We start from the raw sequence: 25,722 nt of genomic DNA, 5'->3' as shown, positions 1-25,722 counted from the left end.
CTCATTTTTGGATAGTTCTAATCCACCCTGCAATCAGCGCACATTGGCTTCAGTCAAATATGGAGCCAACATGACTTACGAAGTTACCCTACTCACTGCGGATATCCGCGACCCGTTGAATGGTGAAATGAACCTAGGATTGGTTCACCAAGGCAACCAAGCCGCCGAAGTTCAATATCGCTGGACCAAAGAGGAATTCACTGCAACCTTTGTCGGCCTTGCACCCGCGATGCCTGTCCCAGCGCATCCCACCGAATTCATCGCACGCCCGATCGCAGCCATACGTTCATTGATGACGCCAGTCCACCGTTTTCCAAGCGAGGTTTTCAAGGACAGCCGCGTTTCAATTGACCTTCAGGATAAAGGATAAAGACATGAAACTTCTCAAAACATTTGTTGCTGCTGGTTTCCTGACAGTTGGCGTTAACGCCGCCACCGCCAGCCAATCAAACGCCATTGTCGCTCTGTATAGTGGAACTAACGGCCTCAGCACGCAAACCGCCCAAGATCTGGGTTGTTCAGTCTATCGCAGCGGTCCGATATATGCCCAACAGGGATCTATTAAGGTCGACGACCCAACCAGTTATACGGTTTTGACTTGCGACAATCCAGTTTTAGCGAACGCTGACTCTCGCACTAAACTGAGTGGACCCGTAGCGGTATTCGAAGGGGATCTGTCCCTATTCCCTGCAGCATCTGACTCTGCGGGTATTGAAGGGCGTCAGTATATTCTCAAGCTTGGCTACTATAACAACAGCGACATCACCCAACGGGATGCTGATTTGGCGACCTTGGGTTCCATTGCTGAACAGCGCGATGGTCACTGGATCAACGAGGCTTTCCTAAACGTCGATGATGCGATGGGTATGGCCACGCCGGACGAAGTGGTTGTCATATATTATGAAACGGCCGATCAAGCGACTGCGTTCCGCGACAACAATCAGGATATGCTGGAAAAAGTTGGCGCCTTTAACCGCGCTCATCTGACTGGTTTCACCTATCTAGTGGGCGCAGCAGAGCAGTAATTTTCCAACCCATGAAAAAGGCCGCCGTAGTATATAACCACGGCGGCCCCAAAACTTTCAAACAGTGTTCTACTTAGTAGCGGTAGTGCTCTGGCTTGAACGGACCTTCGGCTGAAACGCCAATGTAGGATGCCTGTTCGTTGCTCAGCGTGCTCAACTTCACTCCGATACGATCCAGATGCAGGCGTGCAACTTTTTCGTCCAGGTGCTTGGGCAGAATGTAGACGTCGTTGTTATACTCATCACCTTTGGTCCACAGCTCGATCTGAGCCAGAACCTGGTTGGTGAACGAAGCCGACATCACAAACGATGGGTGGCCAGTGGCGTTGCCGAGGTTCAGCAGACGACCTTCGGACAACAGAATCAAACGGCTACCCGAAGGCATCTCGATCATGTCGACCTGTTCTTTGATGTTGGTCCACTTGTGATTTTTCAGGTTTGCGACCTGAATTTCGTTGTCAAAATGGCCGATGTTGCCAACAATCGCCATATCCTTCATCTCGCGCATGTGCTCGATACGGATCACGTCTTTGTTGCCGGTTGTGGTGATGAAGATGTCAGCGCTGTTGACGACATCTTCCAGCACAACAACTTCGAAACCGTCCATTGCGGCCTGCAGGGCGCAGATTGGGTCAACTTCGGTAACTTTCACACGGGCACCAGCGCCGCGCAGCGAAGCAGCCGAACCTTTGCCAACGTCGCCGTAACCACAAACAACGGCAACTTTACCGGCCATCATGGTGTCAGTGGCGCGACGGATGCCGTCAACCAGCGATTCTTTACAGCCGTATTTGTTGTCGAACTTCGACTTGGTGACCGAGTCGTTCACGTTGATCGCGGGGAATGGCAACTGGCCTTGCTTGACCAGTTCGTACAGGCGGTGAACACCAGTAGTGGTTTCTTCCGAAACGCCCTGAATGGCTTCGCGGGTCTTGGTGAACCAGCCTGGAGATGCTTCCATCCGTTTCTTGATCTGTACGTGGATTGCTTCTTCTTCTTCGGAGGTTGGAACACCCAGATCTTCACCGGCTTCAGCCCGTGCACCCAACAGGATGTACAGGGTCGCGTCGCCACCATCGTCCAAGATCATGTTCGCACCTTCGGGGAACATGAATGACTTGTCCAAATAGTCCCAATGCTCTTCCAGTGTCTGTCCCTTAACAGCAAAAACCGGAACGCCGGCTTTGGCAATCACCGCAGCCGCGTGATCCTGAGTGGAGAAGATGTTGCACGAAGCCCAGCGCACGTCAGCACCCAGTGCAACCAGAGTTTCAATCAGAACCGCTGTCTGGATCGTCATGTGCAACGAACCGGTAATCCGCGCACCATTCAGTGGCTTGCTGTCACCATATTCAGCGCGCAGAGCCATCAGGCCAGGCATTTCTGTTTCAGCAATATCTAGTTCTTTGCGGCCAAACTCGGCCAGCGCGATATCCTTGACAAAATAATCTCCGGCCATCGTCGTCTCCAATCCGGTTTCTGATAAGTTAGAAAGGCCCTAACATCGCAATGATTGACAAGCAACGAAGATGCTCGGATTGAGTCTCGTAATTCAAATTTGGTAATTCAGCTGGCCGTACCCTTTGGCCTTTTTGTCGGGCCAACATCAAAATAATCGGTACCAACTGCTACAATACAACTAATTCCGTTGGCTTGGGTCATCAGCACTGTAAAGGTACCGGTCTGATCCGATGACCAAATTTCAACCATAGAGTTTTCCGCCGGCGCGGTTTGAAGCCCGCCTGAGGTCAGTTTTTCTGAGTATTTGTTTTCCAACTGATAGATTACATCTTCGCGAACTCCACAGCTGGCGGCCAAGGCCGGAGGTGCTGTTGCAGCCATACCAAAGATAATGGAAACACCTAGCAATCGCTTGAACATTACATACTCCTCTTGATACAGGTTCGACGACCAAAAGGGCTTCCCATGAGGGACTGCACGACCCCTTTGTGTATATAAATATAGTATTTGGGACTCTTTTTTCAAAGCACGGCGCTTCAACACCTTGTTTCCATTTTGTGATCTTGACCTGAAATCAAGAAGCATTTCGGTGGATTCAGGCCTAATAATTTTTTGGGAGGAACAACTAAATGGCTAAACCATCGCGCGCCTGGCAACGTATGCTTTCAGGACGTAGGTTGGATCTTCTGGATCCTACTCCGGTTGATATAGAAATTGATGATATAGCACATGGTTTGGCCTTTGTGGCCCGCTGGAATGGGCAAACTAAAGGTGATTTTGCCTATTCAGTGGCCGAGCATTCACTGCTCGTCGAAATTCTCTTTGGCCGTATCAATCCCAAGGCAGCTGTGAAATGGCGATTGGCCGCGCTGCTACATGATGCTCCTGAATATGTAATCGGAGACATGATCTCGCCGGTTAAAGCTGCTGTTGGCCCATCTTACGGAGAGTTGGACGCTCGCCTGATCGCCGCTATTCACCTGAGATTTGGATTGCCTGCAACTCTTCCAATCACAGTTAAGAAACAAATCAAAAAGGCCGACCGTATCAGTGCCTGGATGGAAGCAGTACAGATCGCCGGGTTTTCGGAGAAAGAAGCCGACAAACTGTTTGGCAAACCTGATTTGGCTCTTATCGGCGAATTGGAAATTCAACTGAGACCACCGGTGGAGGTCCGCACAAGCTATGTCGCCCGCCACCTCGAACTGCTTGCCCAGTTGGTGTAAGCCGGCATCTGCGTTGCAATTACTTTGGGCTACGTTTTGCAAGAATCCGTTGCAGCGTTCTTCGGTGCATATTCAAACGCCGCGCTGTTTCGCTGACATTCCGGTCGCATAACTCATAGACACGCTGAATGTGTTCCCAGCGCACGCGATCGGCGCTCATCGGGTTCTCCGGAGGTGGCGGCAACTCATCAGGCTGGGCCAATAATGCATTCGTAATATCAGTGGCATCCGCCGGTTTGCTCAAGTAGTCTGTCGCGCCAATCTTAACCGCGGCCACCGCCGTAGCAATCGCACCGTACCCAGTTAGAACCACGACTCGGCTGTCAGGTCTTTTTTCTCGGATAACCTCGACAACATCCAGCCCATTGCCGTCCTCTAACCTCAGATCCACAACTGCATAGGCGGGGGTGCGGGCTGTGGCAATCGCACGACCCGCAGCAACCGAACCTGCAGTTTCAACCTCGAAGCCACGTTTCTCCATCGCCTTGGCCAACCGCCGCAGAAAGGGTTCGTCGTCATCAACCAACAATAGTGATTTGTCGGGTCCAATATCCTGCGAGGCAGTTTCGGCCATACTAGGTCCTTTGCGCCAAAATTAGTCCTACTTGGCCAAGAATATTACCGGGCCTGCATAAAACGTCAAACAACTACATGTTTTCCAAAAAACAACCGACCCGGTCGGCCATTTTCTCTGGTTCCTCGTCGCGGCGGAAAAACTCTACAAACCCCTGATCGGGCATCACTAAGTATGAAAAGGTCGAGTGATCGACCAGATAGTATTCATCATCAGCAGGTTGCGCCTTGAAGTAGGTTTTATATGCACGGCTGGCGGCCTTGACCTGCTCCGCTGATCCAGTCAGTCCGATCATGCGCTCATGCAAGTTTTCTGAAAAATCGCCCACAACCTCAGGTGTATCTCGCGCAGGGTCAATCGAGATGAAAACAGGAGTAATACTTTGGCCACGCTCAGCAAGCACATCAACCACTTCGGCATTGCGAGCAGTATCCATAGGACAAACGTCTGGGCAAAAGGTATATCCAAAATATATCAACGATGGCTCAGTGATCACATCTTTGTCAGTAACCGTCTCACCCTTGGCATTTATCAATTCAAACGGTCCACCAATCTGTGCTGTCCCGCCGGCAATCTGACTGCTACGGCATTGGGCAAACTTGTCGCCATCCTGTCCGCGTTGGGTCATAACCCAGACACCGCCCAACAGAGCAGCAACGGAAACGGAAGCAATGACGGCATATAAACGGGTCATGAGGTCACACCTTGAAGGCTAAGAGATATGTTGATCGTTGTTGAAGTCAGACCTATCAACAAATACAGCCGATGCAACCGGAGCTGAGCGTCATGAGCGAGTCTTTTATCGGCCTAATGAGCGGGCAAGAACGTAGCCATTGGATTCGTCTGCGCACACTAATTTTGTTGCGTTGGGTGGCCATCGGCGGTCAGATCACTGCCATTGCTGTTGCCCAGAATCTGTACAACCTGCAGTTGGAATTGGGCCTGTGTTATTTTGCTGTTGGTGTTTCGGTAGTTGGAAACCTAGTAGCGATGTTTGTTTTCCCAGAGAACAAACGTTTATCCGAATTTGAAAACTTTCTGACCGTGCTGTTTGATCTGCTGCAGCTATCTTTTTTGCTGTACCTTACAGGCGGCTTGAACAACCCCTTTGCATTGTTGGTATTGGGCCCGGTGACGATCTCAGCGAATATGATGAGACTACGCTCGACCCTGATCATTGGTGGTACCGCAATAATTCTGGTGACTTTGATGGCCGAGTTCCACATGCCATTACGCACCGCTCAGGGATTTGTTTTACGCATTCCTGATGTCTTTGTTTTTGGCAACTGGATTGCCATAATCATCGCTGTGATGTTCTTGGGGGCTTATTCGCACCGAATTAGCTCAGAAATGCGGTCAATGTCGGACGCGTTAGCCGCAACACAGCTGGCTTTGTCGCGTGAACAAAAGCTGACGGATCTTGGTGGGGTGGTTGCTGCCGCTGCACACGAGTTGGGCACTCCTCTTGCCACTATTAAACTGGCCAGTGCTGAGCTAATCGAAGAGCTTGATGACCGGCCCGACTTGCGCGTTGACGCCGCGCTAATCCGTGAGCAAGCAGATCGTTGTCGTGATATATTGCAGAATATGGGACGGGCAGGGAAAGATGACCTGCATCTGCGGCAGGCTCCGGTATCTACGGTAATCCATGAAGCAGCGGAACCTCATATGCACCGCGGCAAATTCATTCACTTCAAGGAAGGTCCCGATGAAGGGGGGGACGTCCAACAGCCCACCATCCTTCGCAAACCCGAGATCATCCATGGGTTACGAAATCTGGTGCAAAATGCAGTGGACTACTCTCGCGCCAATGTCTGGGTAGATTCGATCTGGACTAACGATACCATCCTGGTGCGAATTTATGATGACGGAGGCGGCTATCCGTCGCATGTATTGGGTAGAATTGGAGACCCGTTTATGCGCCGTGGTCGCAGCGACAGTGACCGTAAAATGCGGCCTGAGTACGAAGGGATGGGGTTAGGTCTGTTTATTGCAAAGACTTTGCTCGAGCGAACCGGGGCTAGTTTACGCTTTGCCAACGGCTCAGACCCATCACAAAATATCAGCATACATACCGACCGTCCTGGAGCTGTCGTCGAAGTTTCATGGCCCCGCAAGAAGATTGACGCGCTAGAGGGTGACTATGCAGTCCCCATGGGTCATAATAAACCGATAGAAATTTAACTATTCACCTTTAGGCAACCAGTTAAACATCAATTAACTATTATTGAGGCAAGATAGGGTTAACAACAGATCAACTAGGCAGGATAACATGCAAAACATCGTCTCAATCGAATGGCTTGTTTTGGCAACTCTATGTGTAGCCACAGCAGCAGTGGCTGTTTGGTGGCTCTCTCCTGCAGTGGGCCAAAAGGGTATGGAACATGATCTGCTAACTGGCGATAGCAGAACTGACGCCGTTTTTCTGTTCGATGACGCCAACCTGATTGGCTGGTCCACCGGCGCCCGCAAATTTATCGGTGATACGGCTGATGGTTTCAGCTGGGCCACTCTGCGAGATCAACTCTCGCGCAGCTACCCTGGTTTACCTCAATCACCTGGATTTCTAAAAGATGTCGGACCGTTAGTACTATCTGGAACGTCAACAGCTGAATCCCACGAGGCTCACTGCGAGTGGATCGACGGAATCACGCGTGTGCAGCTGCGTCGCAGCGCAACCGAGGCTAAGGATAAAGCACTAGATCAAGAACTGACCACTCTCCGGGCTGCCGTACATCAGGCTCCCTATCCTGTCTGGCTACAATCCGAAGAGGACGAAGTCACCTGGTCCAATCTTGCCTACGACAACCTCAGTCAGAAATTGCGTGGCCGCAACGTAGATTTTGCTGACCCCCTGTTTTCAGACCTCTCTGAACCAATGACCAGTGGTAAGGCCGAACGGATCTCAATCCCCCTGCCGGACAGCAACAAGAAGCTATGGTACAATATTTCGACCACTGAGACCGAAGCCGGCTGGCTGTGTCACGCTGTGGACATCAATGCGGTTGTTGACGCCGAGGTTGCCCAGCGCAATTTTGTACAGACATTGGCCAAAACCTTCGCGCAGTTGTCGATCGGCCTCGCGATTTTTGACCGCAACCGCCAGCTGGTGCTGTTCAACCCGGTCCTCATCGACCTCACCGCCCTGCCCGCCAATTTCCTCAGCTCTCGCCCGAATTTGCTTAGCTTTTTTGATCGTCTACGCGACCAACGCATGATGCCAGAGCCAAAAAACTATACCAGCTGGCGCCATCAGATGGCGGACTTGCTAGAGGCTGCGGCTGAAGGTCGATACCAGGAAACTTGGTCACTGCCGTCAGGTTCGGTTTATTCAGTCAGCGGTCGCCCACACCCCGATGGTGCTGTCGCATTTCTCTTCGAAGACATTACGGCCGAAATCACTCTGACTCGTCAGTTCCGCTCAGAGCTGGAAATGGGCCAATCTATTATGGACCAGATGGATGAGGCGATTGCGGTGTTTGCCAATGACGGCACCATGACGTTTTCAAACAAAGCCTACCACGATCTGTGGCAAATGGATCCCGATGCCAGCTTTGCCAAGGTATCGGTGGTTGATGCTTGCCGCGTTTGGCAAAACATGTGCGCTGCTACTCCGACTTGGGGCGAATTGCGTGACTTCGTCGGTGGCCGTGAGAACCGTGATCAATGGTGGACCCACGTCCAGCTACGCAACGGCAACCCTCTTATTTGCAAGGTATCCCCTGTCCAGAATGGCGCAACCATGGTGACATTCCGCACCCCAGCCCCATCCATCGCGCCGCCGGAACAGGAACGCTTCAAGATTACTCACCAAAACGGGTAACGTGATTTCTAACTCAATCTCTACTTGATGGACCTGACGATTCGAGGCTGTGCTGAAGTTAACAGCGCTCTCGGAACGTCAGGTGGAAACACTTAACTTACAACTGTTGCAGGTCCGCGAACCAACTTGCAGCCTCAGGCGTGCGGGTTCATTGTAGGGGCATGATTCATAGCCCCGTAACTTGCACGCTTTCTTCTCCTGAAAAAACCGCCAATTTGGCCACCCTTATCGCGGCGGCTCTTCGTCCTGGCGATTGCATTTTGCTGGAAGGACCCATCGGTGCCGGTAAAACCCATTTTGCCCGCCACCTTATCCAATCCCTGTTGCATATTCCGGAAGACGTGCCATCACCTACTTTTACTTTGGTGCAAACCTACGATGTCCCGTCAGGTGAACTGTGGCATGCCGACCTATATCGCCTGACGTCTTTAGACGAAATCGAAGAGCTGGGTCTCATCGAAGCATTTGAAACCGCCATTTGTCTTGTAGAATGGCCGGATAGACTTGCGGAGTTGTCACCAAGCAACGCGCTGCATCTACGCCTTGAACTCGATCTAGATGACGCAGATACACGCAAACTGACTTTCACCTGGAGCGATGCCAAATGGCAGCCGCTCATTGACCGGACAACACATGACTGACCGTTATCATCTGGCTTCTATTTTTTTGGAGACGACATCCTGGAGTGCTGCCGTCCGCGCACCACTGGCCGGCGATGCTTCAAACCGATGCTATGAAAGACTGACTGATGCCTTAACCGGGGAAACCGCTGTTCTTATGGATGCGCCCCCTGAAAAAGGTGAAGACATAACGGCATTCACCTACATTGCCCGCTATTTGTGTGACCAAGGTCTAAGTGCCCCCAGGATAATAGTGGAAGATACCCAGCACGGCTTTTTACTGATCGAAGATTTGGGGGATGATCTTTTTGCGCGCATCATCCAGCGAGATCAATCCTTTGAGATGCCACTGTATGAGGCAGCAACTGATGTACTGGTAGCACTGCATGACGCTCCGATGCCGGAGCTGAATCCATTTGGCCCTCGCTTGATGGCCGAATTGGTTGAAATTGCGTTTGAAAAATACGGTCGTAATGTGAATCCTAGTACAATCACCCGGTTTGTCGATCGGTTTGAAGATATTTTACGCCAAACCGTCGTCGGCGACCTTGTGCTCGTGCAACGTGACTATCACGCTGAAAATCTCTTATGGCTTCCCAACCGCAAAGGTGTCGCGCGTGTCGGTTTATTGGATTTTCAGGCTGCTCGCGCAGGACATCGTGCGTATGATTTGGTTTCTCTACTGCAAGATGCTCGACGCGATGTGCCCGCAGGAGTTGAGATGCAAATGATCGATAGATACGTGACAATGAGCGGTGTCGATGAGCCTGGGTTTCGTGCTGCCTATACAGTACTTGGTGTCCAGAGGAACTTACGTATTTTGGGGGTATTTGCGCGCCTGTCTCTTGACTTTGGCAAGCCCCAGTATGTCGAGTTAATACCGCGTGTCTGGGACCACATGATCCGGGGCTTGGAACACCCGGCATTGGCACCTATTGCAGACATAGTCCGTGACAATATGCCGACCCCAACGCCAGAGTTCCTTAGTCAGTTAAAATCATGACCCAAGATCTCCCATCTTCAGTCATGCTATTTGCGGCCGGCTTTGGTACGCGGATGAAATCACTGACCAAAAACCGCCCCAAACCTTTGATCAAAGTCGCAGGTAAACCCTTGATCGATTATGCCTTAGAGCTGGCCTACGAGATTGAACCTAAACACATTGTGGCCAACCTGCATTACCAAGCAGAGCAACTGCGAACTCATCTTGCACCAAAAGGCGTCGAATTCAGTCTTGAAGCACCAAGTATTTTGGACACCGGTGGCGGTTTACGACAGGCCTTGTCAAAATTGGGTAACGACCCCGTCTTCACAATGAACTCTGATGTAATCTGGACAGGTCCAAATCCTTTGAAACTGGCGCTGGAGGCTTGGGACCCAAAGCAAATGGATGCGCTCTTGGTCTGTGTACCTTTAGTTCGCGCTGTTGGTCGCAAGGGTGCTGGAGATTTCACAGCCGACGCCAGTGGCCGCATCAGCCGGGGCGGTGATCTTGTATATGGCGGTGTGCAAATCATAAAAACTTCAGGTCTGCACCAAATCCAGGAAAAAGCCTTCTCTCTGAACGTATTGTGGAACCAAATCCACAATGTCGATCGGTTGTTTGCACTGGAATACCCCGGGCATTGGTGTGATGTCGGCTACCCCGAAGGTATAGAATTGGCGGAAACTCTATTGAAATCCCCTAATGTTTGAGCCTAGCGAGCTTCCCCGCCTTTTTGCCTTGCCTTGCGGCGTTGATTTTCCCCGCGCATTGGTCGATGGACTGATCCAGCGCAGTATCAACCAACCGCCCGAAGCCTTGGCCAGGGTTGAACTGATCGTCAACACCCAACGCATGGCGCGGCGGATACGCAGTCTTTTCGATGCAGGCCCGACCCTACTGTTGCCGCGGATGTCACTGCTGGGAGATTTTTCAAAGCGCGCCACTTTGCACTGGCTACCGCCAGCCTTGCCCCCCTTGCGACGACGGTTGGAACTGTCGCAACTTATAGCGCGATTGCTGGATGCACAGCCGGATTTGGCTGCCCGGTCATCACTTTATGATCTATCCGATAGTCTAGCGGCGTTGATCGACGAGATGCAGGGAGAAGGCGTCAGCACTGAAACCATCCGCAATCTTGATGTGTCCGATATGTCCGGCCACTGGGCACGCGCGCAGGCCTTTATCGGTATCGCCGATGAGTTTGCCGATACCCAAGACGGTGCGATGGATGCGCAAGCACGTCAACGTCAGGTGGTGTTAGATCTGATTGAAACCTGGCAGGAAAACCCGCCTGCGCATCCTGTGATTCTTGCAGGTTCAACAGGATCACGCGGCACCACCTTGCTGTTAATGCAGGCTATTTCACGACTGCCGCAAGGAGCGGTGATTTTGCCGGGGTTTGATTTTGATCTACCGACAGCGGTCTGGGACGGTCTGGATGATCCATTAATATCCGAAGACCACCCACAATTTCGATTTCACAAAATGATGCGAAACCTAGATCTGTCGCCTAAAGACATATTGCCGTGGAGTGATGCTCAGCCGCCGGCTTCAGCTCGCAACCGGTTGGTCTCGCTTGCCCTACGTCCTGCCCCAGTCACAGATTCCTGGATGAGCGAAGGACCTCAGCTAACAGATTTAGATAATGCCGGCAGCAATATGGTTCTGATTGAGGCCTCCAGCCCAAGAGCTGAGGCTTTGGCTATTGCACTTCGGCTACGTCAAGCCGCTGAAGATGGCCAAACCGCTGCACTGATCACTCCGGATCGTATGTTGACCCGACAAGTCTCAGCTGCGTTGGATCGTTGGGATATTTTGCCCGACGACAGCGCCGGTCAGCCGCTACAATTGTCACCCCCAGGCCGGTTCCTGCGACATGTGGCAGAGCTATTTTGCAAGCCTTTGTCCGGTGACACCTTACTGACCCTGCTAAAGCACCCTCTTACTCATGATGGTGGTGAACGCGGCACCCATCTGCGGCACGCTCGCGAATTGGAATTGCAACTGCGCAGTTATGGCCCACCCTACCCTGACGCAGACTGCTTTTCAAATTTTGGCAACAAGCGCGACGTGATGGAAGGCTGGACCACATGGCTATCCACATATTTTGCAGATCAAACCATCTCTGGTTCGTTACCACTTACCAACTGGGTCAACCACCTACGTACACTTGCCGAAGCCATCGCTACAGGTAGCCAATCCAAGGGTACTGGGACGCTGTGGGACAAGAAGGCTGGACAAGAAGCCCTGAAAATCATGCAGTCGTTGGAAGCTGAGGCTAGCTTTGGTGGCGAGATGAGCGCTCGGGATTTTGCCGACCTGCTTGGGGCACTGCTTTCTCAAGGCGAAGTCCGTGATCGAGATGCGCCCCACGGGAAAATCATGATCTGGGGCACGCTTGAAGCACGCGTGCAAGGTGCTGAACTGGTCATCCTGGGCGGTTTGAATGAAGGCAGTTGGCCTGAAGCCGCCAAACCTGATCCTTGGCTCAATCGTCAATTACGCAACCAGGCGGGCCTACTGCTGCCAGAACGTCGCATCGGATTGTCTGCGCACGATTTTCAGCAAGCCATTGCCGCTCCCAAAGTTTGGATCACCCGTGCGGTGCGCTCGGATGATTCCGATACTGTTGCTTCGCGTTGGTTAAACAGACTTTGCAATCTGCTGGACGGGTTACCGGACAAAAACGGGCCAGACGTGTTGGCTGGAATGCGCGAACGTGGCCAAACCTGGCTTGATTGGGCTGAAGCGCTGGAAGCACCGATCGCAGCTCGCCCTGCCCTGCGCCCTTCCCCGCGACCGCCGGTTTCCTCCCGGCCACGCCGATTGACTATTACGGAAATCCCACGGCTAATCCGAGACCCCTACGCGATTTACGCCAAGCACGTCTTGCGATTAAAGCCACTGAACCCGCTTGTAAGGATTCCAGATGCGCTGTTGCGTGGAATTGTAGTGCATGAAGTATTCGAGCACTTCATCAAGCAGTCATTGGATAAGCCCGAACTGCTGAGCCGTGAAATATTGCTGGAAAAAACTCGCGAGCTATTAACGGAACATGTACCGTGGCCCGTGGCCCGGTGTTTGTGGTTGTCACGCATAAATCGCATTGCCTCCGATTTCATATTGGCAGAACAAAACCGGCGCCAAACTGCCCGCCCCATTGCATTTGAAGCCAAGGGCGAGGCCAGACTTGATCCGCTTGATTTCACCATTGCCTGCCGCGCCGATCGGATTGACGTTGATGACCGTGGTTATCTACATCTGTACGATTACAAAACTGGAGCGCCCCCTTCTGAAGCGCAGCAAAAGAAATTCGATAAACAACTGTTGATTGAAGCGGCTATGGCTGAACAGGGTGCGTTCAAAGACATTGGGCCAACCGAAGTTGCTCGAGCCCTATTCATTGGTTTGGGTACGTCAATGAAGGAAGTTCAGGCCCCTCTGGGTACTGAGTATCCAGCCAAAATCTGGGACGAACTTCGACAGCTAATCGAGGCCTATTTCGACCCTAATCAAGGGTATTCAAGTCGTCGCATGTTGCATCTCGACAGTGACCATAGTGACTATGACCACCTCTCTCGCTTTGGCGAATGGGATCGCAGTGCAACTCCCGAACCCGAGGATCTGACATGAGCAACGGACAGATCAAGCGCGATGCCGCGTCCGAGGCACAATTTCGCGCGGCCCGTCCTGATGCCTCAACTTGGCTAGCGGCCAATGCTGGGTCGGGCAAAACCAAAGTTCTGACTGATCGTGTGGCGCGGTTGCTGCTCAAAGGTGTGCAACCACAGCACATCCTATGCCTGACCTATACCAAAGCCGCTGCTAGCGAGATGCAAAACCGATTGTTCAAACGCCTTGGTGAATGGGCGATGTTGCATGACAAGCCGCTAATCGCTGCACTGACCGAATTGGGCGCAGAGGACGTTATCTCAGACGAAGGTCTAACACAGGCACGCACCCTTTTTGCCCGCGCGCTGGAAACCCCTGGTGGCCTAAAAATTCAGACCATTCACTCGTTCTGTTCCTCGTTGCTAAGGCGTTTCCCACTCGAGGCTGGTGTCAGTCCCCAGTTTTCCGAAATGGAAGACCGCGCCGCCGCATTGCTGCGCGCCGAAGTGGTCGAGGACATGGCGCAGGACTATCACGCTCCAATGGTCGAAGCATTAACCAGATATGTTACCGATAGTGATTTTGACAATCTGACCGCCGCAATCAGCCGCCGTCGAGCCGGTTTCGAAGTTCCTTTGGATTGGCAAGACTTACTGCAGTTATTCGGTCTTCCCCTTGAATTTGACGATGTTACACTTGAAACATCTGTATTTCTGGGTGGTGAAAAAGAACTTCTGCAACGTACCCGGGATATGCTGGAAACTGGCGGAAGCAACGATCAAAAAGCGGCCCAGAAATTACGTGGTATAATCCAACCTACTCTTTCCGACCTGCCTGCACTTGAAAGTGTATTGCTAACAGGAGCCGGCGCCAAAGAACCATTCACTGCCAAAATAGGATCTTTCCCAACCAAAAAACTACGCGAATCTCATCTTTCGTTGATGGACCAGCTAGAGCCCTTGATGTTGCGGATTGAAGATGCGCGCGCCAAAAGGCTAGGGCTGGTGGCAGCACGAAAGTCACATGACCTGCATCGATTTGCGGCAGCTTTCTTGCCCGAATATGCCCGTCGCAAACAACTGCGTGGATGGCTCGATTTTGACGACCTGATCCTCAAAGCACGACAATTGCTAAATGATCCTTCGGTGGCCGCTTGGGTTTTGTACAGGCTGGACGGTGGTATTGATCACATTCTGGTCGACGAAGCGCAGGACACCAGCCCGGTTCAATGGGACGTGATTGAAAAGCTGGCGCAAGAATTCACTTCAGGCGAAGGCGCGCGCTCTGATGTCGAACGCACAATTTTTGTGGTTGGCGATAAGAAACAGTCGATCTACTCGTTTCAGGGTGCTGACCCAGATGCCTTTGATCGAATGCGAGCGGAGTTTGGAAATCGCCTGCACGACACCGGCAGCGCACTTCAGGATGCGTCTCTTGATTTTTCTTTCCGTTCATCTGCGGCGATACTGGGCTTGGTCGACTTGGTGTTCCAGGACATGCCTCGCGCTGGATTCCATAAGGAATCTCTTCACCGCGCCTTCAAATCCGATCTTCCGGGTAGGGTCGATTTGTGGCCGCTAGTAGAAAAAGTCGACGACAAAGACGATCGAGACTGGACCGACCCGCTGGACCGGCCAGGTGCACGTCATCACAATGTGATTCTGGCCGAACGCATAGCACAATCAATCAAGGATATGATCGACAGCGGTGCTACAATCCCAGAGGACGGCCCAACACGAGGTAGCTTTGTGCGCCGTCCAGTGCATGCGGGTGATTTCCTTATCTTGGTTCAACGTCGCTCAGATCTGTTTTCCGAAATAATTCGCGCTTGCAAAACTGCACGCCTGCCCATCGCCGGTGCCGACAGGCTTAAAGTTGGGGCAGAGTTGGCGGTAAAAGATCTTGCGGCCCTTTTGTCATTCCTCTCCACGCCCGAAGATTCTCTCTCGCTGGCATGTGCACTAAAGTCTCCGTTGTTTGGCTGGACTGAACAAATGTTGTTCGACCTTTCGCATAGACGGGAGCGACCATTCCTTTGGCAAGCGTTGCGCGACCGGAGTGAGGAATTTCCCGAAACTATGGCGATGCTCAATGACCTGCGCAATCAGACCGATTTCCTGCGTCCCTTTGATCTAATTGAGCGAATTTTAACCCGCCATTCTGGCAGGCAAAATTTGCTAGGAAGATTGGGTCCAGAAGCTGAGGATGGGATTAATGCGCTACTCAGCCAATCGTTAGCTTATGAACGCACCGATATCCCCAGTTTGACTGGCTTTTTGGTTTGGATGCAGACCGACGATTTGGAAATCAAACGCCAGATGGGTGCAGCCGGAAGTATGATCAGAGTCATGTCGGTGCACGGTTCCAAGGGGTTGGAAGCACCGATTGTGATCCTACCCGACACAGCCAAACGGCAACCGCCCCGCGATGATGAAATTATGTTGGCCGATGGCACCCCAATTTGGAAACTTCCGACGGCGCAAATGCCTGCACCGATGCTGGCTGCCCGTGAAGCCGCGCAGGAAAAACAGCAAAACGAGAGGCTACGATTGCTATACGTAGCCCTGACCCGTGCTGAAAAGTGGCTGATTGTAGCCGCTGCTGGTGATCTATCTAAGGAAGGAGATAGCTGGTACCAAAGAGTGGAAACAGCACTGGGGGAAGCCGGCGCGGTGACCCTAGAAACCGCAGGCGGCCCGGGACTGCGACTGGAACATGGGGATTGGGATGGATTGGAATTTAACAACCACGAGATAAAGACTCGGGAAAAATCCGCGTTACCCAAAGTTTTTTCTTTCCCAGCAGCTCCCTATATCCCGCCAAAGTCAACACTTAGCCCGTCAGAACTGGGTGGAGCAAAAGCATTACCGGGGGATCAAGGTTTGGATGAAGAAGCTGCGATGGCCCGCGGTGCTCGCTTGCACCTTCTATTAGAACACCTACCGCAAGAATCGCCATCAAACTGGTCAAAAACTGCACAAAATTTGTTACAGGGCGCGGCTGACCTCGACGAATTATTGGCCGAAGCGAGCGCGGTGCTGAAAAATCCAGACTTCTCAGATATATTCGCCCCTGAAACGCTTGCTGAAGTTTCGATCACGGCACAGGTGCAAGATGACCGTTTGCATGGGATCATTGATCGACTGGTTGTAACTCAAGACAAGGTGCTGGCCGTGGACTTCAAGTCAAATGCAACCGTGCCGACAAGTGCAGAAAACTGCCCAGAGGGTTTACTGCGCCAAATGGGGGCTTACGCGCATGCGTTGGCGCAAATCTATCCAGATCGTCAGATAGAGACCGCGTTGATCTGGACGCGAACAGCGACCCTGATGCCACTACCACACGATCTTGTGTCCACTGCGCTAATGCGACGTCTCGCGCCTTGACGAGTTAGCAATCCGTTCATAGGTTCTCACTCCTGTTGCCACACTCATGGAGACATTCATATGTCCACCGTAGCCGTCACCGATGCCACTTTCGACGCCGAAGTCAAAAATTCCGATGTCCCCGTAGTGGTGGATTTCTGGGCCGAATGGTGCGGCCCCTGCAAACAAATCGGCCCCGCTCTGGAAGAGCTGGCGGCTGAATATGGTGGCAAGATTAAAATTGCTAAGGTCGATGTCGACAGCAACCCTAACGCGGCTGCCGCGATGGGTGTTCGTGGCATTCCAGCCCTGTTTCTTTTCAAAGACGGCCAGGTTGTTTCGAACCGTGCCGGTGCCGCTCCTAAGGCAGCATTGCAAAGCTGGATCGACGAAGCGCTCTGATCCGTTTAGATCACTAAGGTTTTTAAAAGGGCGTCTCTATTGGACGCCCTTTTTATTTTGCACGGAAGTTGGCCACTGTGTTGGTTTTAAACCAACATTCCAAAAGAAAAGCCGCCCCGTAAGGAGCGGCCTTAAACTTTGAAAGATGTGGTGTGATCAGAATAGATCAGCGCGGGTCAGGCCGATGTCCTGCAATTGCTCGTTGCTCAGACGCGACAGAAGTTTACGTGTCACACGGGCTTCATTCCAAGCCACGACCGAGTTCTTCAGGTTGTATATACTATCCACTACGCGGAGGGTGGCGACTGCTCCCAGAGGAGCTTGGGTGTTTGAGGCTACATATGCCATGGTACGCTTCCTTTGATCTATCAGCCGACACTGCGTCGGTTGTTGACCTTGATGTAGGCGCAGCAAGTGAGTCTCACAATTGCCCTTTCGACAGCCCCGATTTGCACCCAGTGCATAGCAAGTGAACGATCAGTGAAAGACGTCAGAGTGGCCAACCAGCAGCAAGTAGCTTTGAGCGTATTTTATCCGTGGCATCCTCACGGCCGCCATTGATACACATTTTTTGCCAAAACCAATGCACGTAACCAGAATAGTCCGGCTCTAATTGAGGGCCCATTGCCATTGCATTTTTCACACCTAATTCGATAACATTAGCCGAGATATGATGGAAATCTATCTGTCAAAAAAGCACCGAAGGTTTGGCAAAAAAATATCCAAAGTAGGCCACTGACGAATTCTGCGTAACAACGTAATCGCAAGTTGCCAGAAGGTCGGCCATCCCCCCCATTCGGATTGAAATGCGTGGATATCGGGAGGCAAGTTCTTCCAACGCTGATAGCTCGGAGGAGGTATAGCTCTCGCTGGGATGGAGGCTAACAATAACAGGACGTATTGGATCATTTTCCAAAACGTGCTCCACCATTTGAAGCGGTGAACAGGTTTGAAAAGAACGATGGTCTTGTAACTTTCCTTGTAATGGAAGGTATACAAATCCTTGTCGACTTGCCTTCGCCGCCGCCTCTCCAAATTGTCGTTTACGCCAAAATTTGTAAAACCCTTCCGCCTCTTCGCGATTTACCTCGCAAACTGAAAACTTGGTTCTCGCAACGTCCCAATCCCACCGCTTGGATGTATTTTCGATAGCCCAAAATGGATATTGATAGGCCCTACGCATCGTCAAAGCGCGTTGATGGAATGGATCGCCCATATGAAACATCGCATATCCTGGCCGAGACGCTGATTTGCGAAGACTGCTGTCATCCTGATTTTCAAAAGCAACTTCAAACCCAGACTCTTCAACTACACATCTGATCTTATTTATAAAATTATGGTTTCCAGTTTCTGCGCGTTTGCGCAATTGTCTGTGTAAATAGAAGGTCAAAATTGGTGTCTCAGGCATATGTTGACGGTAGTTATTGTGCCGTCCAAGATCAAGTAACCTCCCTTGTACGTTAGGAAAGATACTTCCATATATAGGGCAACTAAATGGAGGCATTCATGGCAGACAATCAATTCCCTGGTTGGCACGGCACTACCATCATTGGCGTCAAAAAAGATGATGAAGTTGTGATTGCGGGTGACGGGCAGGTTTCATTGGGCCAAACCGTAATCAAAGGTACTGCTCGTAAAGTGCGACGCCTGTCTGCTGGTGGTTATGATGTTGTTGCGGGGTTTGCAGGTTCAACTGCCGATGCCTTTACCCTGCTGGAGCGGCTTGAGGCCAAGTTGGAAGCAACTCCCGGCCAGTTGGCTCGCGCGAGCGTTGAATTAGCCAAGGACTGGCGTACTGATAAGTATCTGCAAAAGCTTGAGGCTATGCTGATTGTCACTGACGGTACCGATCTGTTGGTGATCACTGGCGCTGGCGATGTATTGGAACCCGAGCACGAAGTTGCAGCCATCGGTTCTGGTGGTAATTTTGCTCTCGCGGCCGCCCGGGCAATGATGGACAGCGATAAATCTGCTGAACAAGTCGCCCGCGATGCCATGGCGATCGCTGCTGATATTTGTGTCTATACAAATGGACGCCTAACTGTGGAGAGTATTTCGCCATGATCGACCGCGATGATCTCCGCGCTGCAGTCGGATCGGGTTTGATCGGAGAAGCTCAGGCTGCGTCTTTGGCCGCCTTAGCTGACAGTCGTCGCGGCGCTCGTGAAAACCTAGCCCCTGGAGACGAGCCTTTTGAACTATTCAAGGGCTTCAATGAGATTTTCATCGTTATTGGCCTTTTGATCCTGGCCTCGGGCTGGGTTGCAATCGCCGGCATCACCATGATGGGTGAAATCACCAACTACCAACTGAAAATTGCTTCCACGTCGGTTTTCTCTGCAGTCGCCATCTGGATCCTGGCGGAATACTTCATCCGCCGCCGTCGGATGATAGCCCCCGCTATCGCTTTGTCACTGCTTTGGACTGCTAACGCCGGGTCTGGTATTACGGCATATTTTGCCCAACCTTTTATGCTTGCACAAGAAGACCTGTCTAGCCTTCCATTACCCCTCGCCTTGACCACGCTAACCATAGCGTTGTTCTGGTTTCGCTTTCGCGTACCGTTTTCTATGGCTCTAATTGCTCTCGGTTTGTTTTCTTTGACAATTATGGTCGGAGCAAATCAAGCTGGAACGCCCAATAATTTCAGCGACCTGTTCCTGCTTTCCGCGGATGGGCCATTTGCTTTTATCACACTGGCAGTTGGTCTCGCGGTGTTTGCTGTGGCCATGTTTTTTGATATGTCGGACCCGCATCGCGTCACTCGTCGGTCTGCTCAGGGATTTTGGCTACATGTGGTTGCGGCCCCTGCCCTTGTGAATACCATCGCATTAACTTTACTCACCAGCGAAACCGAACTCGCCTATGCGATATTGCTCGCCGTCTTGCTTTTGTTTGCGATTGTCGCAATCGTCATCGACCGCCGGTCTTTTCTGATAGCTGCTATTGGCTATATCGTGACATTGGCAGGAACGGTTTTTGACGGTGAAAACACCGCGATCGTTGTTTTTGTACTTGGTATCTTTCTTGTGGTGCTGGGGGCCTTCTGGGCGCGTATCCGTGCGGCCCTTTTAGAACCTCTTTCCGGCATCCTGCCCCTGCATCTTCTACCACCATCCCACTGATCGGACGACCCATGACAGACCTAACACCACGCGAGATCGTTTCCGAACTGGATCGTTTCATCATCGGCCAAAACGACGCGAAGCGCGCCGTTGCGGTGGCCCTGCGTAACCGCTGGCGGCGCAAGCAGTTAGCTGATGATTTGCGTGATGAGGTGTATCCAAAGAATATCCTTATGATTGGCCCCACAGGTGTAGGTAAAACCGAAATATCTCGTCGGTTGGCAAAACTGGCGCGCGCCCCGTTCATCAAAGTTGAAGCCACCAAGTTTACCGAAGTTGGTTACGTTGGGCGCGATGTGGAACAAATCATTCGTGATCTTGCTGACGCTGCGATCTTACAAACGCGCGAGCTGATGCGAGAAGATGTCAAGGCCAAGGCTCACCACGCAGCTGAAGAACGGGTTCTTGCGGCGATAGTCGGAGAAGACGCGCGAGATGCCACCCGTGAGATGTTTCGTAAGAAACTGAAGTCAGGTGAGCTCGACGACACAGAGATTGAACTGGATCTAGCAGACACCTCTAACCCAATGGGGTCATTTGAAATTCCAGGACAGCCTGGATCGAACATGGGGATGATGAACCTTGGCGATCTGTTCGGTAAGGCAATGGGTGGACGCAGCGTACGACGCAAAATGACTGTCTCGGAAAGCTATGAAATTTTGATCGGTGAAGAAGCGGACAAACTTCTTGATGATGAAACCGTAGCCCGTACTGCACTGGATTCAGTTGAACAAAATGGCATCGTGTTTCTGGATGAGATCGACAAAGTCTGCGCCCGTAGCGATGCACGCGGCGGTGATGTCAGCCGTGAAGGTGTTCAGCGTGACCTACTTCCGTTGATCGAAGGAACCACTGTATCGACCAAACATGGGCCGATCAAAACTGACCATATTCTTTTCATTGCTTCAGGCGCTTTTCACATTGCCAAGCCATCCGACTTATTACCTGAACTACAGGGCCGCCTGCCCATACGGGTAGAACTGCGCGCGCTGACCGAAAACGACTTTGTTCGGATTTTGACCGAAACTGACAATGCCCTGACGCTGCAATACACAGCGCTTATGGGCACGGAAGAGGTCACAGTCACCTTTACCAAGGACGGGATCGCTGCATTGGCCAAGATCGCCGCCGAGGTCAATCATACCGTCGAAAACATCGGTGCAAGACGGCTATACACTGTGATGGAACGCGTGTTCGAGGAACTGTCATTCACCGCGCCGGACCGTCAGGGTGATGAAGTCACTGTCGATGCTGAGTTTGTTGAGTCAAACCTTGGCGCTTTGACCAAGTCTGCCGATATCAGCCGTTACGTCCTGTGACGACTCTTCAGGTATCCTTTCGCAAGACAATGCCAGTGGCCTTGTTTACTCGCCAAAAATAAACAAGGTCACTGCGGTAATGCATATACTCGTACGAGCTGTCTTGGGATTGGTTGTGGTTGGATTGACTGCCTGTACCGACCGTTCATACACTCCAGTCATGCCTGAGGCGTTGCTGGTCGGCACCCCAAAAACCATTTTTGCCGCCACAATTAGAGAACCCGAGCCAGACGGTAGTTTTGGTCCAGGCAGGTCAGACAACTACAACCTGCTCGAGTTGACCGTTTCAATTCCGCCAAGCCATCGTCCAGGGGAATTGAATTTTGGCTATGCCAATCCCGACCCACAAACTCAATTCACCATGGCTAATCGGCAGCTTCTAGATGGCCCAACTGAATTCAAGGCACGGTTAAAAGAAGAAGTCAGAAATATTCCCGGGACCGAACAGGAAGTGACTGTTTTTGTACATGGGTTCAATTCTACCCAATCCGAAACAGCGTTTCGAGCTGCACAATTGGCGCAAGATATTCAGTTGCCAGGGGCAACGATGATCTACTCGTGGCCCAGCCAGGGTAATCCACTAGGCTATGCATACGATGGCGACAGCGTGTTGTTTGCGCGCGATGGGTTAGAGCGGATGTTACGGCAAATTCGCTCGGCCGGTGTGGGTCGTATAGTTTTGGTTGCTCACTCAATGGGGTCCCAACTGGTCATGGAGACCCTACGTCAAATCGAAATACAAACTCCCGGTTGGTCGGCAGCCAACTTAAATGGCGTGGTTCTGATGTCTCCGGATCTGGATGTAGAAGTATTTCGAAGTCAAATGCGGCGGATTGAAAATGTTCCACAACCCTTCATCGTTTTTGTATCCAGCAAAGACAAATTATTGAATATATCTAGCCGCTTACGTGGTACTCACAGCAGTGAACGGCTAGGGAGTATTTCCTCTTTGGACGCGGTTTCCGGTCTGCCGATCCGGATTGTTGACACTACAGCGTTTTCGGATGATGCCGCCTCTGCACATCTAGTCGCCGGAACCTCGCCAGCCTTAATTGCGATGTTGAATGCCGCTCGCAAAACAGCTGATGCTTTTGGAAAGGATTCTGCTCAAATTGGAAATCTGCTGCCAGGACGGATTACTACCTCCAATGGCACGACCGAGATCAGTTTGCTGAATACTCCCTCTGAGGTCAGGTAAAAGTGGGAGGATCAGCGGGTTCGACGAAGATAGACATAATACGCACCTCCACCTCCATGGCTAACATGAGCAGGTGTCACCTGTAGAACAGCCTGAGCCAGCGGCGCCAAGAGCAACCATTGGGGCACTTGATGACGCAACACTCCACGCGGCGTTGGTATTGGTCCCGGCTCATCACGGTCCTTACCCTTACCGGTTACCACCAATACCAACCGCTTTCCCGACGCTTGTGCCGTCAGGATAAAGCGGATCAACGCCGGGTGGGCTGAATCTATTCGCATGCCATGCAGGTCCAGCTTTCCCTCAGGCCGCAGCTTACCGCGCTTCATGCGAGTAAAAGCTTTTTGGTCCATCTGCACGGGCGTGCTAAATAGCCTATCCGAGATCGCAGGCTTCAAATCATGCTTGGTAGGTTTTTTGCGCGCTCGGCTACCGAGTTCAAAACTATCGATCCGCGGAATGATCTGCTTTGTCGGTTTCGGTTTTGGCAATGGTAGTGCCGGTGGCGTGCTATGAGTGCCAGGATGCAGACGCTCGGCCTTTTTCACAACCTCTTGCCAGAGGTCGATTTCATCTGCCGTTAATTTACGCCGTGTCATTAGATGTCTTCCGGTAACAACGCATAGGCCCGTTGGATTGGCAACAACACAACCATCCTCCCCGGATCACGCAACCGCCCTGCCGCCTGCCCTGCTTCGTCGCCCGTACCATAGAAGATGTCTGCTCGCTGTGCGCCCTTGATAGCCGAGCCAGTGTCCTGTGCAACCATCAGACGACGCATTTTTCCTGCACCATCTTTTTCAAGCCAAACTGGCGCGCCCAGCGGAGTATATCTAGGGTCCACAGCAAGGCTACGGAGCGCCGTAACAGAACGGTTCATCGCCCCTAAAGGGCCCGCTGACGATGGTACTTTGCTAACCTCTCGGAAAAATACATACGACGGATTATGCAGTAGCAACTCACGACCATCTGACGGGTTGCGTCTCACCCAGTTTTTTATCACTTGAGCGCTGACCTGATGCGCATTGTATATACCGCGTCGCACCAATTCTGTACCGATCGAGCGGTAGTTATGACCGTTTGCACCACCATAGCCGACCCGCAAAAACGAACCATCAGGCAATTTCACTCGTCCAGATCCTTGAATTTGTAGGAAAAACAATTCAACCGAGTCATCCACCCAGGCAATCTCGAGACCCCTGCCATCCATAACGCCGCTGGTTAGTATATCACGTCTGGACAGCCACTGATTAGCGCTACGAGCCTCAGGTGGCATCTTATAGATCGGGTACTTGAAACGCGCACTGCGATATCTCGAGCCATCAAGTTCAGGTTCGAAGTAACCGGTAAACAGCCCTTCGTTCCCATCTTCGATCAATATGGGACGGAACAAAAGTTCAAAAAATGCACGAGCGGAACCGGGCTTTTGCTGCTGCGCCACTGCACACAAAGACTGCCAATCTGAGTCATCGAAATCTCTGCACGTCCCTAGAAAGACTTCTAAAGCAGCGGAATGATCATCCGCGTCCCAGCCGTCAAGCTGGGAAAAGTCCAACATTTTGTAGTTGGTTTCTGATTGCGCTCCGGTTGCGCTCATGGCGATCCCTATCAGGCAAGCAACGCCAAAAGCCCACCGAAGTGCCGCTATCATGCGTCTGTGGCGACGAGATGCCAGTTCGGATCATCGGTGCCCATATTGCGCGCAAAGGTCCATGTGTCTTTCTGACGTTTAACCTTTTTAGCATCACCTTCGACAATATCCCCACCGCGATCCCGAACGACCGACGTCAGTTCAGCGACAAAACGCATTGTGATCTCGGCGCGGCTTTGCGCTTCGTCAAATTGGGCATCAACAACAGTTGTTTCACGAACGCCGATAAACTCGGCCTCGATGGTCAATCCCTGGTCTTCACGATGTGCGACTGCATCAACAAAACTGTCGAATATTTCTTCCGACATAAACGGCTGGATATTATCCAATTCACCTTTTTCAAAACCCATCAGAATCATTTCATAAGCGCCGCGCGAGCCCTGTACGAAATCGCTGACTGAAAACGACTGCTCTACACGTTTCATCGCACTCAACGCTTTTGCCTGCGGACTGCTTTCGTCTACGTGATCAGTTATGTCCTGATCTGGACCGCCCTCGATTACTTCGAAACCGGCACGGTCTGCGCGCCCGTTCGATTTAGGAAGTGGTGGCTTTTCAAAGCCCTCGCGGGTGCCCAGCACATTTTTCAGGCGAAGGATCAAAAAGACGGCGATGCCGGCTAGTACCAGAAGCTGGATCAAGGGGGACTCCATTTGGACCTCTTATTAAAGACTAGGCTTTGAAACCAAAGCTCTCAGCACTTATGTAGGTGACGGGCGGGATCAAGTCCACCGTTCCACAAATGTAACAAGGAAACCATTCATGTACCTGCTTCTGGCCTTTCTATTGGTGCCAATTGTCGAAATTGCCCTGTTTATTCAGGTCGGTGGGCTTATTGGTCTGTGGCCAACTTTGACCATTGTGGTTTTGACTGCGGTTCTGGGAACCTGGTTGGTTAAGTCTCAGGGACGAATTGCGTTAGGGCAATTGCAAAATTCATTTCAGAAACTGGACGACCCAACTGAGCCACTAGCCCACGGTGCGATGATCCTGGTTGCTGGAGCGTTGTTGTTAACGCCGGGCTTCTTTACTGACGCCGTTGGATTTTCTTTGCTAATGCCTCCGGTAAGAATGGCGGTTTATCGATTTCTACGTGCACGCGTTAGCGTGGCGCAGTTCCATATGGGTCCGAATTCCACAGCGTCACGCAGCCACCCCAACAGCCAAAGTCGCCAAAGCGACATTATCGACGGTGAATTTGAAGAGGTTTCTCCCCGACAAACTCCAAATAAACCGTCCGGTTGGGTTGATGGGCCCGATCAAGGTTGACCTGACCCGTTGAGGTGCAAGTGCCAAGCTGATATGCACGGCACAAATTTTATTTCAGGAGTAGTTC

25 protein-coding genes are annotated in these 25,722 nt (G+C 51.8%); 16 read left to right on the top strand and 9 right to left on the bottom strand.

Translation table 11 applies throughout. The features are described 5' to 3' along the window. The first annotated feature begins 70 nt into the window (after positions 1 to 70). Together GO984_RS18695 and GO984_RS18690 are read left to right on the top strand one after the other, a co-directional pair. A complete protein-coding gene (locus GO984_RS18695; protein WP_157024108.1) occupies positions 71 to 370 on the top strand; it encodes a hypothetical protein in 300 nt (99 codons plus the stop codon). Positions 371 to 374: 4 nt separating this feature from the next. Beyond that, positions 375 to 1,025 (top strand): hypothetical protein, encoded by a 651-nt coding sequence (locus GO984_RS18690; RefSeq protein ID WP_157024107.1) that lies wholly within the window; start codon positions 375 to 377, stop codon positions 1,023 to 1,025. 73 nt (positions 1,026 to 1,098) lie between these two features. Here GO984_RS18690 and ahcY read toward each other — a convergent pair whose 3' ends face one another. Together ahcY and GO984_RS18680 are read right to left on the bottom strand one after the other, a co-directional pair. Beyond that, the gene (gene ahcY / locus GO984_RS18685; RefSeq protein WP_157024106.1) at positions 1,099 to 2,484 is read right to left on the bottom strand and encodes an adenosylhomocysteinase; all 1,386 of its coding nucleotides are present in this window, start codon (positions 2,482 to 2,484) and stop codon (positions 1,099 to 1,101) included. 107 nt (positions 2,485 to 2,591) lie between these two features. Further along, positions 2,592 to 2,906, bottom strand: coding sequence for a hypothetical protein (locus tag GO984_RS18680; RefSeq protein ID WP_157024163.1), 315 nt, complete (start codon positions 2,904 to 2,906; stop codon positions 2,592 to 2,594). A 209-nt stretch (positions 2,907 to 3,115) separates the two neighbouring features. On the opposite strand from GO984_RS18680, the gene GO984_RS18675 reads away from it, so the two are divergent. After that, positions 3,116 to 3,712: an HD domain-containing protein gene (locus GO984_RS18675; RefSeq protein WP_157024105.1), complete on the top strand. Its 597-nt coding sequence runs from the start codon at positions 3,116 to 3,118 to the stop codon at positions 3,710 to 3,712. A 19-nt stretch (positions 3,713 to 3,731) separates the two neighbouring features. Here GO984_RS18675 and GO984_RS18670 read toward each other — a convergent pair whose 3' ends face one another. Next, complete coding sequence (locus GO984_RS18670) at positions 3,732 to 4,286, bottom strand: ActR/PrrA/RegA family redox response regulator transcription factor (RefSeq protein WP_138162685.1); 555 nt, start codon at positions 4,284 to 4,286, stop codon at positions 3,732 to 3,734. 73 nt (positions 4,287 to 4,359) lie between these two features. Next, positions 4,360 to 4,980: an SCO family protein gene (locus GO984_RS18665; protein ID WP_138162686.1), complete on the bottom strand. Its 621-nt coding sequence runs from the start codon at positions 4,978 to 4,980 to the stop codon at positions 4,360 to 4,362. 92 nt (positions 4,981 to 5,072) lie between these two features. On the opposite strand from GO984_RS18665, the gene regB reads away from it, so the two are divergent. From regB to trxA, 8 genes are all read left to right on the top strand, one after another. Beyond that, positions 5,073 to 6,470, top strand: coding sequence for a sensor histidine kinase RegB (gene regB, locus GO984_RS18660; RefSeq protein ID WP_157024104.1), 1,398 nt, complete (start codon positions 5,073 to 5,075; stop codon positions 6,468 to 6,470). Between the two features lie 88 nt (positions 6,471 to 6,558). Beyond that, on the top strand, positions 6,559 to 8,109 hold the full coding sequence (locus GO984_RS18655) for a PAS-domain containing protein (RefSeq protein ID WP_157024103.1): 1,551 nt from the start codon (positions 6,559 to 6,561) through the stop codon (positions 8,107 to 8,109). 161 nt (positions 8,110 to 8,270) lie between these two features. Next, positions 8,271 to 8,750 (top strand): tRNA (adenosine(37)-N6)-threonylcarbamoyltransferase complex ATPase subunit type 1 TsaE, encoded by a 480-nt coding sequence (gene tsaE, locus GO984_RS18650; protein WP_157024102.1) that lies wholly within the window; start codon positions 8,271 to 8,273, stop codon positions 8,748 to 8,750. Beyond that, entirely contained in the window at positions 8,743 to 9,732 is a 990-nt protein-coding gene (locus tag GO984_RS18645) for an aminoglycoside phosphotransferase family protein (RefSeq protein ID WP_157024101.1), read from the top strand. The genes tsaE and GO984_RS18645 overlap by 8 nt, the downstream gene beginning before the upstream one ends. Further along, positions 9,729 to 10,424, top strand: coding sequence for a nucleotidyltransferase family protein (locus tag GO984_RS18640; RefSeq protein WP_245231172.1), 696 nt, complete (start codon positions 9,729 to 9,731; stop codon positions 10,422 to 10,424). The genes GO984_RS18645 and GO984_RS18640 overlap by 4 nt, the downstream gene beginning before the upstream one ends. Then, positions 10,417 to 13,347: a double-strand break repair protein AddB gene (addB, locus tag GO984_RS18635; protein ID WP_157024100.1), complete on the top strand. Its 2,931-nt coding sequence runs from the start codon at positions 10,417 to 10,419 to the stop codon at positions 13,345 to 13,347. The genes GO984_RS18640 and addB overlap by 8 nt, the downstream gene beginning before the upstream one ends. Continuing rightward, positions 13,344 to 16,712 (top strand): double-strand break repair helicase AddA, encoded by a 3,369-nt coding sequence (gene addA / locus GO984_RS18630; RefSeq protein WP_157024099.1) that lies wholly within the window; start codon positions 13,344 to 13,346, stop codon positions 16,710 to 16,712. The genes addB and addA overlap by 4 nt, the downstream gene beginning before the upstream one ends. A 60-nt stretch (positions 16,713 to 16,772) precedes the next feature. After that, entirely contained in the window at positions 16,773 to 17,093 is a 321-nt protein-coding gene (gene trxA / locus GO984_RS18625; RefSeq protein ID WP_138162693.1) for a thioredoxin, read from the top strand. A 156-nt stretch (positions 17,094 to 17,249) separates the two neighbouring features. Here trxA and GO984_RS18620 read toward each other — a convergent pair whose 3' ends face one another. Both GO984_RS18620 and GO984_RS18615 read right to left on the bottom strand, forming a co-directional pair. After that, positions 17,250 to 17,441, bottom strand: coding sequence for a DUF1127 domain-containing protein (locus GO984_RS18620; protein ID WP_157024098.1), 192 nt, complete (start codon positions 17,439 to 17,441; stop codon positions 17,250 to 17,252). Positions 17,442 to 17,781: 340 nt separating this feature from the next. Beyond that, complete coding sequence (locus GO984_RS18615; protein ID WP_157024097.1) at positions 17,782 to 18,501, bottom strand: hypothetical protein; 720 nt, start codon at positions 18,499 to 18,501, stop codon at positions 17,782 to 17,784. Between the two features lie 98 nt (positions 18,502 to 18,599). On the opposite strand from GO984_RS18615, the gene hslV reads away from it, so the two are divergent. The 4 genes from hslV (at position 18,600) to GO984_RS18595 (ending at position 22,735) form a co-directional block, all read left to right on the top strand. Next, positions 18,600 to 19,157: an ATP-dependent protease subunit HslV gene (gene hslV, locus GO984_RS18610; RefSeq protein WP_157024096.1), complete on the top strand. Its 558-nt coding sequence runs from the start codon at positions 18,600 to 18,602 to the stop codon at positions 19,155 to 19,157. Then, positions 19,154 to 20,218 (top strand): hypothetical protein, encoded by a 1,065-nt coding sequence (locus GO984_RS18605; RefSeq protein ID WP_157024095.1) that lies wholly within the window; start codon positions 19,154 to 19,156, stop codon positions 20,216 to 20,218. Before hslV ends, GO984_RS18605 begins: the two co-directional genes overlap by 4 nt. Positions 20,219 to 20,229: 11 nt before the next feature. Beyond that, positions 20,230 to 21,537: an ATP-dependent protease ATPase subunit HslU gene (hslU, locus tag GO984_RS18600; protein ID WP_157024094.1), complete on the top strand. Its 1,308-nt coding sequence runs from the start codon at positions 20,230 to 20,232 to the stop codon at positions 21,535 to 21,537. Between the two features lie 79 nt (positions 21,538 to 21,616). Beyond that, the gene (locus GO984_RS18595; RefSeq protein WP_157024093.1) at positions 21,617 to 22,735 is read left to right on the top strand and encodes an alpha/beta hydrolase; all 1,119 of its coding nucleotides are present in this window, start codon (positions 21,617 to 21,619) and stop codon (positions 22,733 to 22,735) included. Between the two features lie 11 nt (positions 22,736 to 22,746). Here the strand turns inward: GO984_RS18595 and GO984_RS18590 are convergent, their stop codons facing one another. The 3 genes from GO984_RS18590 to GO984_RS18580 are packed head-to-tail and all read right to left on the bottom strand — an operon-like array spanning position 22,747 to position 25,039. Beyond that, positions 22,747 to 23,334, bottom strand: coding sequence for a Smr/MutS family protein (locus GO984_RS18590; protein WP_157024092.1), 588 nt, complete (start codon positions 23,332 to 23,334; stop codon positions 22,747 to 22,749). Then, a complete protein-coding gene (gene mltA / locus GO984_RS18585; RefSeq protein ID WP_157024091.1) occupies positions 23,334 to 24,386 on the bottom strand; it encodes a murein transglycosylase A in 1,053 nt (350 codons plus the stop codon). Before mltA ends, GO984_RS18590 begins: the two co-directional genes overlap by 1 nt. Beyond that, the gene (locus GO984_RS18580; RefSeq protein WP_138162702.1) at positions 24,383 to 25,039 is read right to left on the bottom strand and encodes a Tim44/TimA family putative adaptor protein; all 657 of its coding nucleotides are present in this window, start codon (positions 25,037 to 25,039) and stop codon (positions 24,383 to 24,385) included. The genes mltA and GO984_RS18580 overlap by 4 nt, the downstream gene beginning before the upstream one ends. Positions 25,040 to 25,148: 109 nt before the next feature. On the opposite strand from GO984_RS18580, the gene GO984_RS18575 reads away from it, so the two are divergent. After that, positions 25,149 to 25,655, top strand: coding sequence for an FxsA family protein (locus GO984_RS18575; protein ID WP_157024090.1), 507 nt, complete (start codon positions 25,149 to 25,151; stop codon positions 25,653 to 25,655). The last annotated feature ends 67 nt before the right edge of the window (positions 25,656 to 25,722 follow it).

The sequence above is a fragment of the Parasedimentitalea huanghaiensis genome (assembly GCF_009753675.1).
In the GTDB taxonomy this organism is placed as follows: Bacteria; Pseudomonadota; Alphaproteobacteria; order Rhodobacterales; family Rhodobacteraceae; genus Parasedimentitalea; species Parasedimentitalea huanghaiensis.
Note: the sequence above shows the minus strand (reverse complement) of the source record. Positions and strands in the feature narration are given on the sequence as shown.